The organism is Stenotrophomonas sp. RIT309, from assembly GCF_000632045.1.
Lineage (GTDB): Bacteria > Pseudomonadota > Gammaproteobacteria > Xanthomonadales > Xanthomonadaceae > Stenotrophomonas > Stenotrophomonas indicatrix.
Genome location: NZ_JFYS01000002.1, coordinates 59,296 through 73,238 on the forward strand (window position 1 = coordinate 59,296; position 13,943 = coordinate 73,238).

The 13,943-nt window shown below is 67.1% G+C and carries 12 protein-coding genes; 8 read left to right on the forward strand and 4 right to left on the reverse strand.

Features of this window, described 5'->3' with window-relative positions:
- Positions 1–151: 151 nt before the first annotated feature.
- The 3 genes from BW38_RS18360 (at position 152) to BW38_RS18350 (ending at position 3,834) form a co-directional block, all read left to right on the forward strand.
- Positions 152–1,861, forward strand: coding sequence for a GNAT family N-acyltransferase (locus BW38_RS18360; RefSeq protein WP_032974921.1), 1,710 nt, complete (start codon positions 152–154; stop codon positions 1,859–1,861).
- A complete protein-coding gene (locus BW38_RS18355) occupies positions 1,858–2,658 on the forward strand; it encodes a UDP-2,3-diacylglucosamine diphosphatase (protein ID WP_025877846.1) in 801 nt (266 codons plus the stop codon). Before BW38_RS18360 ends, BW38_RS18355 begins: the two co-directional genes overlap by 4 nt.
- A 117-nt stretch (positions 2,659–2,775) precedes the next feature.
- Positions 2,776–3,834, forward strand: coding sequence for a metal-dependent hydrolase (locus BW38_RS18350; protein WP_032974923.1), 1,059 nt, complete (start codon positions 2,776–2,778; stop codon positions 3,832–3,834).
- A 66-nt stretch (positions 3,835–3,900) separates the two neighbouring features.
- On the opposite strand, the gene BW38_RS18345 is transcribed toward BW38_RS18350, so the two are convergent.
- The 4 genes from BW38_RS18345 to BW38_RS18330 form a co-directional block, all read right to left on the reverse strand.
- Complete coding sequence (locus BW38_RS18345; RefSeq protein ID WP_032974924.1) at positions 3,901–4,728, reverse strand: class I SAM-dependent methyltransferase; 828 nt, start codon at positions 4,726–4,728, stop codon at positions 3,901–3,903.
- A 10-nt stretch (positions 4,729–4,738) separates the two neighbouring features.
- On the reverse strand, positions 4,739–5,734 hold the full coding sequence (gene dusB / locus BW38_RS18340) for a tRNA dihydrouridine synthase DusB (RefSeq protein WP_032974925.1): 996 nt from the start codon (positions 5,732–5,734) through the stop codon (positions 4,739–4,741).
- Positions 5,735–6,082: 348 nt separating this feature from the next.
- Positions 6,083–7,048, reverse strand: coding sequence for a ribokinase (locus BW38_RS18335; protein WP_025877854.1), 966 nt, complete (start codon positions 7,046–7,048; stop codon positions 6,083–6,085).
- Positions 7,049–7,074: 26 nt separating this feature from the next.
- A complete protein-coding gene (locus BW38_RS18330; protein WP_032974926.1) occupies positions 7,075–8,373 on the reverse strand; it encodes a nucleoside transporter C-terminal domain-containing protein in 1,299 nt (432 codons plus the stop codon).
- Between the two features lie 193 nt (positions 8,374–8,566).
- Here BW38_RS18330 and BW38_RS18325 point away from each other — a divergent pair, with 193 nt between their 5' ends.
- The 5 genes from BW38_RS18325 to BW38_RS18305 all read left to right on the forward strand — a co-directional run bounded on the left by BW38_RS18325 (position 8,567) and on the right by BW38_RS18305 (position 13,884).
- Complete coding sequence (locus BW38_RS18325; protein WP_025877856.1) at positions 8,567–9,538, forward strand: aldo/keto reductase; 972 nt, start codon at positions 8,567–8,569, stop codon at positions 9,536–9,538.
- Positions 9,539–9,735: 197 nt separating this feature from the next.
- Positions 9,736–9,930, forward strand: a complete 195-nt coding sequence (locus BW38_RS18320; RefSeq protein ID WP_005412278.1) for a hemin uptake protein HemP — start codon at positions 9,736–9,738, stop codon at positions 9,928–9,930.
- Positions 9,931–10,082: 152 nt separating this feature from the next.
- Complete coding sequence (locus tag BW38_RS18315; RefSeq protein WP_032974986.1) at positions 10,083–12,269, forward strand: TonB-dependent hemoglobin/transferrin/lactoferrin family receptor; 2,187 nt, start codon at positions 10,083–10,085, stop codon at positions 12,267–12,269.
- Positions 12,270–12,273: 4 nt separating this feature from the next.
- The gene (locus tag BW38_RS18310; protein ID WP_032974927.1) at positions 12,274–12,876 is read left to right on the forward strand and encodes a hypothetical protein; all 603 of its coding nucleotides are present in this window, start codon (positions 12,274–12,276) and stop codon (positions 12,874–12,876) included.
- A 72-nt stretch (positions 12,877–12,948) separates the two neighbouring features.
- Positions 12,949–13,884, forward strand: coding sequence for a DUF6607 family protein (locus BW38_RS18305; RefSeq protein ID WP_032974928.1), 936 nt, complete (start codon positions 12,949–12,951; stop codon positions 13,882–13,884).
- Positions 13,885–13,943: the final 59 nt, after the last annotated feature.

Here is a 13,943-nt window from a genome sequence, read left to right on the forward strand (position 1 = left end):
TTCCACTGGCGTGACCATTGCCGCCCACCGCCGGGACCGGATGTGCCAGCACCTGCGCCGTCATCATTCTGCCGCCAAACCGCCATCTGGCTGCCGCCTGCCGGGAGCAGGCTCTCGGCCAACCCGGCCGCCGGGCAGGAGTGGACACGCCATGCAGGAACTCGAACAGCGTCTGCAGCAACGCTATCCCGACTGGTTCCATGGCCGTCGCGGCCAACTGGCCCGGCCCCTGCTGCGCAGCGTGGGACGCTGGTCGCGGCTGGACCGGATCGAGGCGTTCCTGCGCCGCAACGCCAACGTGCGCGGTTTCGACTTCGTCGCCGCCGGGCTGGAGTTCATCGAGGGTCGCTACCACGTGGACCCCGCCGCGCTGGCGCGGATCCCGGCCACCGGCCGCCTGCTGATCGTGGCCAACCACCCTTCCGGCGCGCTGGATGCGCTGGCGCTGCTGGATGCGGTCGGCCGCATCCGCCGAGACGTGCGGATCGTGGCCAACGATCTGCTGGGCGCGATCGGGCCGCTGCAGGACCTGCTGCTGCCGGTACGCATCCTCGGCGGCAAGGTCCAGCGCAGCAGCCTGCAGGCGGTGGAGCAGGCGCTGGCGGCCGAGCAGTGCGTGATCGTGTTCCCGGCCGGCGAGGTCTCGCGGCTGTCGCTGCTCGGCATCCGCGATGGCCGCTGGCAGCGGGGGTTTGTCCGCTTTGCCCGCGCCGCCGCCGCACCGGTACTGCCGGTGCGGGTGGAAGCGCGCAATTCGGCGCTGTTCTACGGCGCTTCGACCCTGTTCAAGCCGGCCGGTACGGCACTGCTGGCACGGGAGATGTTCGCCCGCCGCGGCCGGCCGCTGCGGCTGCGCATCGGCGAACCGATGCAGCTGGGGCAGGGTGATCCCGGCGCGCAGCTGCTGGCGGTGCGCCGCGCGGTATATGCGCTGGGGCGCAGCACAGCCATTGCCGAAGGCTGCCCGGCAGGGCCCGAGCCGCTTGCCGCGCCGGTGCCGCCTGCACAGGTCGCCGCTGCGATTGCCGCCGCCACCGTGCTGGGGCAGACCGCCGATGGCAAACAGATCCTGCTGGCCAGCTGCACGGCCGATTCGCCGCTGCTGCACGAGCTGGGGCGGCTGCGCGAACTGACTTTCCGCCAGGTGGGCGAGGGCACTGGGCGCAGTCGCGACCTGGATGACTTCGACCTGCACTACCAGCACATCGTGATCTGGGACGGCACCGCCCAGCGCATCGCCGGTGCCTACCGGATCATGCGGGGCGCGCAGGCGCTGGCGCGCCGGGGCCTGGCCGGGCTCTACAGCGCTTCGCTGTTCCGCTATTCCGACGACGCCATTCCCCGCATTGCCGAAGGCCTGGAATTGGGCCGCAGCTTCGTGGTGCCCGATTACTGGGGCAGCCGCAGCCTGGATTACCTGTGGCAGGGCATCGGCGCTTACCTGCAATGCCAGCCCGGCATCCGCTACCTGTTCGGTGCGGTGTCCATCAGCGCCGCGCTGCCACGCGATGCGCGGGAGCAGCTGGTGGCCTATTACCAGCGTTACTACGGCGCAGCCGATGGCCGCGTGCAGTCGAACCGGCCGTTCCAGTACTTCGCCGCGCCACCTTGCTTTGGTGAGATGGATGCGGCGGCTGCCTTCGACGTGCTCAAAGCCAATCTCGCCGCGCTCGGTACCGGTGTGCCCACCTTGTACCGGCAGTACACAGACCTGTGCGAACCCGGCGGTGCAAGGTTCCTGGCGTTTGGCGTCGATCCGGATTTCAGCGACTCGATCGACGGCCTGATCGAAGTCGACCTGCACGCGATCCGGCCACACAAGCGCAAACGCTATCTGCGCGATGCGGGGATGCCGGCATGAGCACGCTGGCGAACCTGGCACCGCATCGTCGCGCCGTGTTCGTCTCCGATGTTCATCTCGGGTCGCGGCATTGCCACGCCACCGAGCTGGCGCGTTTCCTCGGCACCCTGCGCTGCGAGCGCCTGTATCTGGTCGGCGACATCATCGACCTGTGGTGGATGGCACACCGACGCGCCAACTGGCGGCAGTCGCACAGCGAGGTCATCCTGGCCCTGCACGCGCTGCGACGCGCCGGTACCGAGATCATCTACATCCCCGGCAACCACGACGCCTCGCTGCGCCAGGTGTGCGGCCTGATGCTGCCGGCGATGCAGGTGCGCCGCCGTGCGATCCACACCACCGCCGATGGCCGCCGGCTGCTGGTGGCGCATGGCGACGACTATGACGGTGTCACCCACTTCGGTGGCCTGCAGGAGCGGTTTGGTGACTGGCTGTACTACCGCATCCTCACCGGCAACCATCTGTTGAATGCGGTGCGGCGCCGACTCGGGATGCGCTACTGGTCACTGTCCGAATTCCTGAAACGGCAGAGTGGTGCCGCTGAACGCTACATCGAGCGCTTCGTGCAGGCCGGCCTGGACGATGTTCGCCGGCGAGGCCTCGACGGCATCATCTGTGGGCACATCCACCGCGCCGCACTGATCGAACGCGACGGTCTGGTCTACGCCAATGACGGCGACTGGGTGGAGAGCCTGACCGCGTTGGCCGAGGACCACGACGGCGCCATGCGGCTGCTGGACCACAACGGGCGGACGTTGGTGGAGCTGCCGGGAGCACGGTTGTCGCAGGCAGCGTGATTCACAGCTGCAGGGACAGGCCCACGCGCGGCTGCGGCCGCACTGGCAGCTGACTGACGCGCCGCCGGGCAGGAAACCGCCGCTGCACGGAGATCGCCAAGCCGCTAGCATCGGCCGATGGACTCATTGACCCAGATCGTTCTTGGCGGCGCCGTCGCTGCCGCCATCGCCCCGCCTGGACACCGCCGTGCCGCCCTGCTGGCCGGTGCCGCGCTCGGTACCCTGCCGGACCTGGATGCCCTCTGGCTGGGCTTTGCCGCCGCCGACCCGGTGGCGAACATGACCGACCATCGCAGCTTCAGCCATTCGCTGCTGGTGCTGCCGTGGGTGGCCGCGCTGATCTGGTGGCTGTTCAAGCGCTTCGGCAACGGCCGGGTGGCGCAATCACCGCTGCGCTGGTTCTGGGCGATCCAGCTGGCGCTGGTCACCCATCCGGTGCTGGATGCGTTCACTGTCTACGGCACGCAGCTGTGGTGGCCGTTGCAGCCACATCCCGCGATGGGTTCGAGTGTCTTCATCATCGATCCCGGCTACACGGTGTGGCTGCTGCTGGGCTGCGTGCTGGCGTGGTTCGGCCGCGCGCGACCGTGGGTGGGCAAAGTGCTCTGCGTTTCGTTGCTGCTCAGCAGTGCGTACCTGGGCTGGGGGCTGATCGCCAAGGCACAGGTCGACCGCGCCGCGCAGCAGAGCCTGGCCGCGATGGGCCTGGGCGACGCGCCGCGGTTCTCGGTGCCGATGCCGTTCAATACCCTGTTGTGGCGGGTCGTGGCGATGACCCCGAATGGCTACGTGGTCGCTGACCGTTCGCTGGTGGCCGACCACGGGCCGATGCGTTTCGAGGGGCATCCGTCCAACGTGCAGGCCTTGCGCGAAGCGGCGGGAATTCCGGCAGTACGGCGCCTGCAGTGGTTCAACCGTGGCTTCATGCGCGCACAGGTGGTGCAGGGCAGGCTGGTGCTGAGCGACCTGCGCATGGGGCTGGAGCCGGACTACACCTTCAATTTCGCGGTGGCCGAGCAGGTTGATGGCCAGTGGCGCGCGATCGTGCCCGAGCAGTTGCGGGTGGACTACAGCAGCCCGGCCGCGCGTGCCGATGCCGGCCGCCGGTTGTCGGCGATGTGGCAGCGCATCTGGCACGAACCGGCGGTGGCGGACGGCGCCGCCGCGCACCCGTAGATCCACGCCACGGCCCATCAGCACAGTAGATCCACGCCATGCGTGGATGGCGTGTACCGCGGCCGCTCAATACACCGTTGCGCGGCCCTGCACGAACGAATAGAAGAACACCGCGTTCGGATCGTTCTGCACCAGCCGGAACTCGCGGCGCATGCCCTCCACCGTCTCTTCGTCCACCGTGCCGGCCTGCAGCAGCTGGTCGGCCGCCGACAGCAGCAGCTGTTCCCAGAAAGCGATCATCGTCTTGCGACGTGCCGGTTCGCGGTTGTCCAGATGGATGGTCTTGATCTCGGTGTGCACATCGCGGAAGCCACCGGCCAGCAGCAGGTTACCCAGCTTGGCGCCGACGAACGGATCACCGCCGTGGTCGTACTGGAAATCGTTGAAGGCCATCCAGTAGCGCCAGATGTGCGGCGAATACGGATCAAGCAGGAACGAAGCATTCATCACCTCGGTGATGTAGACCGGCGAGCCCGGGGCCAGCACGCGGCGTACTTCACTCAGCACGCGCGCCGGCGACGGCACGTGTTCCAGCACCCAGCACAGGAACGCCGCATCGAAGCTGCGCGCCTCGAAAGGCAGTTCGCCGGCATCGGCCTGCTGCAGGGTGTAGCGGTCGTTGCACCACGGCGTGCGCGCCAGGTTTTCGCGCGCGGTTTCCAGCTGGGCCTCGCTCAGGTCCACGCCGGTCACGTGCAGCTCGGGGAAGCGGCGCAGCAGGATCTCGGTCTGCGCGCCCACGCCACTGCCGACTTCCAGCAGGCGCTTTGCGCCGCTGTAATCGATCTGGCCGAAGATGCTCGTTTCCAGCAGGCGCGCCTGGGTCATCAGCCGTTGCTGCTCCGTGCCGGAGAACCCATGCAGGTAGGTCGGGGAAGAAATCGGCGGGGTCATGGGGGCGGGCTCAGGCAGCGGAAGACATCGCCGGTTCCCCGGCAATCAGGCGGTCGAAATAGTCGGTGGTCAGCGCGATCTGGCTGGCCGGATCTTCGGCGCGGTTGACCACCGCGCGGAACGCGGCATTCTCCGGCCGATCCTTGGCGTACCAGCCCAGGTGCTTGCGCGCGATGCGCACGCCCTGCGGTTCGCCGTAGAAATCGTGCAGCGCGTGCAGATGGCCGAGCAGGATGTCGCGCACTTCGGCCAGCGACGGCGGCGGCAGCTTCTCGCCGGTGGCCAGGTAATGCGCCACTTCGCGGAAGATCCACGGCCGGCCCTGTGCGGAGCGGCCGATCATCACCGCATCCACGCCGGTCTGCTGCAGGACGAAGGCGGCCTTCTGCGGCGAATCGATATCGCCGTTGGCGATCACCGGGATGCGCAGCGCGGCCTTGATCTCGCCGATCGTGGCGTACTCGGCCTGGCCGGTGTAATGCTGGTCGCGGGTACGGCCGTGCACCGCCAGCGCAGCGATGCCACTGTCTTCGGCGATACGCGCGATGAGCGGGCCGTTGCGATGGTCGCAGTCCCAGCCGGTGCGGATCTTCAGCGTCACCGGCACGTCCACCGCGTTCACCACTGCTTCCAGGATGCGCGCGACCAGCTGCTCGTCGCGCATCAGCGCTGACCCCGCCCAGGCGTTGCACACCTTCTTGGCCGGGCAGCCCATGTTGATGTCGATGATCTGCGCGCCATGGTCGACGTTGTAACGCGCGGCCTCGGCCAGCTGCTGCGGCTCGGTGCCGGCGATCTGCACGCTGATCGGCGCCGGTTCACCGGCATGGTCCATGCGGTGGATGGACTTGCGCGTGTTCCAGAATCGCGGGTCGCTGATGGTCATTTCCGAGGCGGCCAGGCCCGCGCCCAGCCGTTTGCACAGCAGGCGGAAGGGTTTGTCGGTAACGCCGGCCATGGGCGCAAGCACGACGTTGGGGGCAATGGAGTACGGGCCGATCTGCATGTGCCCATTGTAGGGCGCGGCAGGCGCCCCGGCTGGGTTTGCGGCTCGCCGGTTCAGGCCGATCCTGACCGACCTCATGCCGGACGGGCATCAGCAGATGCTTGATGGTCGCTTCCGTCGCCCCCACGGGCCGGTCATGGTGGGCGGCTGGGCGGGCCGGCAAGGCGCATCCACGCATGGCGTGGATCTACTGTGCCCCGGTAGATCCACGCCATGCGTGGATGGGGCCATCGCACCCAGCACCCGGTAGATCCACGCCATGCGTGGATGGGGCCTTGCCCATGAACGTGAAAAGGCCCGGGCATCTGCATGCCCGGGCCCGATCATCATCCCCACGGGGATGTCGCGTTACTTCACTTCGGCATCGGCCGGGGTGAAGCGCGGCATCGCCGCCGCTGCGCCTTCCTTCTCGGTCGAGCGACCGGCGAACTGGTTGGCGAAGCGCACGTGGCGGGCGAACGGAGCGTCCGGCACCTGTGCCATCGAGGCCACCAGCGCACCGTTGAAGGCATCGCCGGCACCGGTGGTGTCGATCGCCTGCACCTGTTCGGCACCCACGCGGTAGTACGGCTGGGTGTCGCCACGCAGGTGCTCGTCGGCATGCGACACGAACACGCCCACCGAACCCAGGGTCACCACCACCGTGCCGTTGCCGACCAGCTTGCGGCACAGCGCGTGCAGGCTGGCACCGTCCAGCGCGGCGACGTCATTGGCATCCACGCGCTCGCCGACATGACGGCCGAGCAGGGCGGCGAACTCGGTTTCGTTCGGGGTGATCACATCGGCCAGCTTCAGCAGGCCGATGCTCGACGGGGCGTCGGCCGGGGCGGCGTTGAGAACGGTGGTGACACCGGCCTCACGGGCTACGGCCAGGGCCGCTTCGATGGTCTGCACCGGCGATTCCAGCTGCACCAGCACCACTTTGGCGCCGGTCAGCAGGGCCTGCTGTTGCTGTACGAAGTCGGTGCTCAGCGCCGCGTTGGCACCCGGACCGATGACGATGGTGTTGCGGCCACGGGCATCGACGTAGATGCCGGCGGTGCCGGTCGGCTCGCTGCTGGCTTCGGCGATCAGCGCGAAACCATCCTGCGCGGCCAGGTCACGGGCGGTGGCACCACCGGCGTCGTCGCCCAGTGCACACAGGAAGCTGGTGTCAGCGCCGGCACGGCAGGCGGCAACGGCCTGGTTGAAGCCCTTGCCACCGGGACCGGTGCTGTAGCGGCCGGCAATGGTCGCACCCGGTGCCGGCAGCGACTCGCACCGCCACACGTGATCGACATTGAAGGAACCGACGACAACGACACTGCTGCTCATAGGGAATCTGTTCTCGAAACTAGGGTTCAGCTGAAATGCGTCAGCACGCCGGCGATGGTAGCCGTCATGAAGGTGGCGATGGTACCGCCCAGCACCGCGCGCAGGCCGAACTTGGCCAGATCGTGGCGACGTTCCGGTGCCAACCCGCCGATGCCGCCAATCTGGATCGCGATCGAACTGAAATTGGCGAAGCCACACAGCGCGTAGGTGGCGATCAGGCGACCTTCGTCGGACAGGCTCATGCCCGGCACCTGGCCATTCACGATCTTCGACAGTTCGGTGTAGGCGACGAACTCGTTGATCACGACCTTCTGGCCGATCAGCGAACCGACGGTGGTGGCGTCGGCCCACGGGGTGCCGATCACCCAGGCGATCGGGGCCAGCACGTAACCGAAGATGGTCGACAGGTCGGTCGGCTTGCCGATCGCAGCCGCCAGGCCGGTCACTTCACCGATCCAGGTCAGCGGCGCATTGAGCAGGGCGATCAGGGCGATGAAGGCCAGCAGCATCGCACCGATGTTCAGTGCCAGCTTCAGGCCGTCACCGGCGCCGGCGGCGGCCGCGTCGATGATGTTGCTGGAGGTCTTCTCCACCTCCATCTTGACCGTGCCGCGGGTCAGCGGGGTGCCGGTTTCCGGAATCAGCAGCTTGGCCACGACCAGGGTGGCGGGGGCCGCCATGATGCTGGCCGCCAGCAGGTGCTTGGCGTAGAACGCCTGCTGCACCGGATCGCCGCCGCCCAGCATGCCCACGTACGCGGCAAGCACGCCGCCGGCGATGTGGGCCATGCCGCCGATCATCATCGTCAGCAGTTCGGACTGGGTCATCCTGGCGATGTACGGACGCACCGTCAGCGGCGCCTCGGTCTGGCCGATGAACACGCTGGCGCAGACGCTGGTGGTTTCCGCACCGGACACGCGCATCACCTTGGTGATCGACCAGGCCATCACCCGCACGATCGCCTGCATGACGTTGAGGTGGTACATGACCCCCATCAGCGCCGAGAAGAAGATGATCGTCGGCAGCACCTGGAAGGCGAAGATGAAACCGTAGTTCTTGACGTCCATCAACGAGCCGAAGATGAACTTCGAACCTTCGTTGACGAAGCTCAGCACCTTCACGAAGCCCTGGCCCAGCGCATCGAACACGTCGCGCCCGCCCGGTACCAGGATCACCAGTGCCGCAAAAGCGATCTGCAGGGTGATGCCGGTGGCGACCAGCTTCCAGTCCACCGCGCGCTTGTTGTTGGAAAACAGCCAGGTGATGCCGATCAGCACCGCCAAACCGAACAGGCCGAAGCCGATCCTGCCCAAACCTTCGACCATCTGAGTGACTCCCCTGGGGCGTCGCGAAAAACGGGAAGCCTAGTGCAGGGCAGGGGCCGGAGCAAGGAAAAGCCGTCTGCGCGCGGCCATCGGCTCCGATCAGGCCAGCAACAGCAAGGGGTTGCGCCTGCCGGGACAGGTAGAATGGTGGCTTGATCCCGGCCCGTATGCGGGCCCGCAGCAGGAGAATCGCATGCTCTACCGTCGCCTTGGCTCCACCGGCCTGCCGATGTCCGCCCTGTCCTTCGGCGCCTGGGTGACCTTCGGCGACCAGGTGCCGCGCGACGAGGCGCGCAACCTGGTGGCGGCGGCCTGGGACCATGGCATCAACTTCTTCGACAACGCCGAGGGCTATGCCAACGGCCGCGCCGAGCAGGTGATGGGTGATGTGATGGCCGACCTGCGCCTGCCGCGCGATGGCTTCTGTGTGTCCAGCAAGGTGTTCTTCGGCAGTGCCAAGGATCCCCGGCCCACCCAGCGCGGCCTGTCGCGCAAGCATGTGACCGACGCCTGCCACGCCGCGCTCAAGCGCCTGCGGGTGGACTACCTGGACCTTTATTACTGTCATCGTCCGGATCCGGACGCGCCGATCGCTGAGACGGTGCATGCCATGGACACCCTGGTCCGGCAGGGCAAGGTGCTGTACTGGGGCACGTCGGAATGGTCGGCCAACCAGATCCAGGAGGCGGTGGACATCGCCGCGCGCCACAACCTGCAGGCGCCGTCGATGGAGCAGCCGCAGTACAACCTGCTGCACCGTCAGCGCGTGGAAGTGGAGTACGCGCCGCTGTATGCCACCGCCGGACTGGGCACCACGATCTTCTCGCCGCTGGCCTCGGGCCTGCTGAGCGGCAAGTACGACGACGGCGTGCCGGCCGATGCGCGCTTGGGCCGCGAAGGCATGGGCTGGCTGCAGGACCTGGTGCTGGGCGACAACGCCGATGAGCGTTTGGCCCGGGTGCGCCGCTTCAGTGCGGTGGCCCGCGAGCTGGGTCACGCCCCGGCCAGCCTGGCCATCGCCTGGTGCCTGCGCAATCCCAACGTCTCCAGCGTGATCCTCGGCGCCAGCCGGGTCAGCCAGCTGCTGCAGAACCTGCAGGCGCTGGACGTGCTGGCGCAGGTGGACGACGCCGGCTGGGCGCAGGTGGAAGCCGTATTCGCCTGAGGAACGGGGACAGGTGGCAGGGCCGAACCCACGCTCGGTCGGCCCTCCCGCGCGCAGTCGGGCCCATTCCAATAGATGGTAGCTATCGAATTTTAGATTTCGATCATTAATTCCATCAATGAAGTTGAGAATGGTTGTTGATTGTCAACTGAGAATCATTATCATTTAACTCGTCCCTCGCACGAGTCCAGATGCTCATGAATGCTCAACCTGTACTGCTGCGCCCCGAAACGCTGACCCTCCGCGACCGCCCGGTGCGTGTCGTGCCGCCGGAAGAGGTCATCGACAGCGAAGCCCTGCTCAAGGGCCGTCGTGAAATCCTGATCCAGCACGGTGACCGTTTCTACCGTCTGCGTCATACCAGCAACGACAAGCTGATCCTGACCAAGTAACGCGGTCTGGTCGCCCGCCTCCCTCCCTCCTGTCGGCAGCGCCGGCAGGGTGGGCGACCCGTCCGCTCCTGCTCTCTCCCCCTCGGTCTACCGTTCATGCCTGTCTGGCGTGGCGGTGGCCGGGGGTTCCCCTGCCTGACCGAACGATGCCGATGACCCGCCCGACTGCCCTTTCCATTGCCCTGTGGATGGCTCTGCCGCTGTCCGCCCACGCTGCTGCCGATGCCGCGCCCGACGCGCGCGAGTTCGATCGCGTGCAGGTCACCGCCACCCGTACCGAACGTGCGGTCAGCGATGTCGCCGCCACCGTCGATGTGATCGACCGCGAGCAGATGGACCGGCAGCTGGTGCAGGACATCAAGGATCTGGTCCGCTACGAGCCGGGCCTGTCGGTCAGCCGCAGTGCCACCCGTTTCGGCCTCGGCAGCATCCGCATCCGCGGCCTGGATGGCAATCGCGTACGCATCCAGACCGATGGCATCGCCATGCCGACCAGCTTCAACATCGGTTCGTTCTCCAACGCCAACCGCAACTTCACCGACCTGGACACGCTCAAGCGCGTGGAGATCGTGCGCGGGCCGGCGAGTTCGCTGTACGGCTCGGACGCACTTGGCGGCGTGGTTGCCTTCGTCACCAAGGATCCGGCTGATTACCTCAAGGACGGCAAGGACAGCTACGTCGGCCTGAAATTCGGCTACGACGGCGAGTGGAAGGGCCTGCTCGGCGGCGTCACCAGCGCCTTCGGTGGCGAACACTGGAGCGGCATGGTCAACATCAACCACCGCCAGGGCCAGGAAAACGACAACAAGGGCGATGTGCGCAGCAACGACAACACGCGCACCGCGGCCAACCCGCAGGACCGCGATGGTCGCAGCGGCCTGGCCAAGCTGGTCTATGCGCCCAGCGAAGACCAGCGTTTCCGTCTGACCGTGGAAGGCAACGAAGACAACACCGATACCGACGTGCTGTCCTCGATCGACCGCACCACCACCACCGGCATGAAGGCGCGCGACAAGCAGAACCGCACCCGCGTGTCCTTCGCCCACGAGATGGATGCGCTGGACAAGGGCTTCGCCGACAGCCTGCACTGGCAGGTCTACACGCAGGACAGCGAAACCACGCAGCGCACCGATGAGGCGCGTGCCAACGGCAGCCGCCGCCATCGCGAGTTCAGTTTCGACCAGCGCGTGTATGGCCTGCAGGCGGTGTTCAACAAGGCCTTCAGCACCGGCAGCGTCGAACACGCGCTGACCTATGGCTTCGATGGCGCCCGCACCGAGATCCGCCAGAAGCGCGATGGCTACCAGGTCAGCAATCGTGGCGTGGTCAGCACGACGATCCTGCCCGACGCGTTCCCCGTGCGCGATTTCCCGATCAGCAAGACCACCGAGCTGGGCCTGTACGCGCAGGATGAAATGCGCCTGGCCGATGGCAGGCTCTCGCTGGTGCCGGGCGTGCGCGTGGACCGCTACGAACTGAAGCCGGACGTGGACAGCATCTTTGCCGAGGACAACCCCGGCGTGGCCGTGTCGGAGCTGAAGAAGACCAGCGTGTCGCCGAAGTTCGGCCTGGTCTATCGCTTCACCGACGAGTGGTCGCTGTTTGCCGGTTACTCGCGTGGTTTCCGCTCGCCGCCGTACAACGACGTCAACCTCGGCTTCACCAATTTCGCTTTCGGCTATACCGCCATTCCCAATCCGGACCTGAAGCCGGAAACCAGCGATGGCGTTGAGCTGGGCCTGCGCTTCCTGTCGCCGGCGGCGTACGTGAGCGTGAGCGGCTACTACAACGACTACAAGGACTTCATCGAGTCGCAGACGCTGGTGGGTACCAACCCGCAGGGCCTGATGGTGTTCCAGTCGCGCAACATCGCCGACGCACGCATCTACGGCGCCGAACTGAAGGCCGGCGTCGACTTCGGCCAGATCAGTCCCGCACTGCAGGGCTGGGCGCTGCGCAGTGCGGTGGCGTGGTCGCGCGGCGACAACAAGACCGAAGACACGCCGCTGGATTCGGTCGATCCGCTGCGCGGCACCGTCGGCCTGATGTACGACACCGATACCTGGGGAGTTGAACTGGCAGGCACCTTCGTCAAGCGCAAGGACCGGCTGGCCAGCACCACCACCTATCGCCCGGCGGGCTATGGCGTGGCCGACCTGATGGCGCACTGGAACTTCGCCCCGGGCGCCACCTTCAACGTCGGTGTCTTCAACCTGGGTGACAAGCGTTACATCGACTGGTCCAACGTCGGCTCGACCCTGTCGGCCACCAGTACCGTTCTGGACCGCTATACCAGCCCCGGCCGCACCCTGTCGGCCAGCCTTGCCGTGTCCTGGTGATCCCATGAGCCGAGCCCTGTCCGCGCGCCGCGTGAAGTCCTCCCTGTCGCGTTCGTCGCCGCGGGCCTGGCCTGCGCCGGCACAGCTGGCAGCGCTCGGCACGGTGTTGTGCCTGTATCACGCCGATGGCAACGAGCTGGGCGGTTGGCGCCAGGCGGTATCGGTGCATGCCTGCCAGGGCGTGGACAGCGAGGGCCTGCGCGAAAGCCTGTGCTTCCTCGATGCACGTGGCCGTTGCGTGTGGCGCCTGTACCTGTTGCCGGACAGCGATTTCCTGGCCTGGGACCGGCTGGTGGCGACGCTGCCGCCGGGTCCTTCGCACGATAGCGATGGCAGCGTCGGTGAGCGCCTGTGGCGGCGCCTGGCCGGGCACCTGGGCGGACAACGCTGGCGTCTGTGCACGCTGCGCCTGCACGCCGCCGACGAGGGCCGGACCCTGGCCGCCAGCCTGTCCACGCTGTCGTCGCTCGGTGCCGCCACCGCGCGCCGAATCGCACGCATGGAAGGCGCCGAAGGCGAACTGGCGATCGACGACTGCTGCTGCGCCGACGCCGCACGCCGCCCTGCCGCGCGCGCTCCCGGCGACCTGCCGCTGGTACGGCTGTGACCTGATTGCGATGGATTGCCTGCCGGCCAGGATGGCCTTTCCACGAAACCTGCAACCCCGAAGGAAGACCCGATGAAGTTCCAGACAGCCAGCGTGATGGTGCTGCTCGCCGCCAGTGGCGCCGCCAGCGCGCAGCCCTCCGACATCGCCCGCGACCATGACAGCATCCTCGCCATGCAGGGTGAGTACACGGTGGATTTCGCCTTCGATGAGACCGTGCTGCTGAAGCCGGGCTACGAGCGCGCGCCGGCCATGCGCAGCGGTGGCAACGAAGTGGTGATCGTGGTCGAGGACACGCCGAAGCGCATCGTGCTGCAGCACCTGCTGCTGGACGAGAAGAGCGGCCACGTGACCAAGCACTGGCGGCAGGACTGGGTGTACGAAGCGCCGAACCGCTTCGAGTTCAGCGCCGACCAGACCTGGCAGGTGCGCACGATCGCGGCCGCAACCAACCAGGGCGCCTGGACCCAGTGCGTGTACGAAGTCAGCGATGCACCGCGCTACTGCGGCACCGGCACGTGGACCTACCTCAACAACGTGCCGACCTGGACCAGCGACATCAGCTGGCGGCCGCTGCCACGCCGCGAGTACACCAAGCGCAGCGATTACAACGCGCTGGCCGTGGTCAACCGCCACACCCTGACCCCGAACGGCTGGACCCACGAGCAGTTCAACACCAAGGTGCAGCGCAACGCGGATGGCAGCCAGGTGGAAATCGCCCGCGAATTCGGCTTCAACGACTACACCAGGACCACCGAGGTCGACTTCACCCCGGCGCGCGATTACTGGAAGGCCACCGCCGGTTACTGGAGCAAGGTGCGCCAGCGCTGGGACGGTTTCCTGACCCAGGCCCCGGGCGTGCACCTGAAGACCAAGCTCGACGGCATGGCGATGATCATCCCGTTGTTCACCCAGGCCGAGGACGTGCAGGCCGGCAAGAAGGTGAAGGACGCGCAGATCGACGAAGTCTTTGCCAAGTACGTGGAAAAGGCGCCAAAGGAAGGTTGATCGGCGCGCTGCGGTGCCGGATGCGCACTGCACTGGTGGGTGCCGAGCTTGCTCGGCAC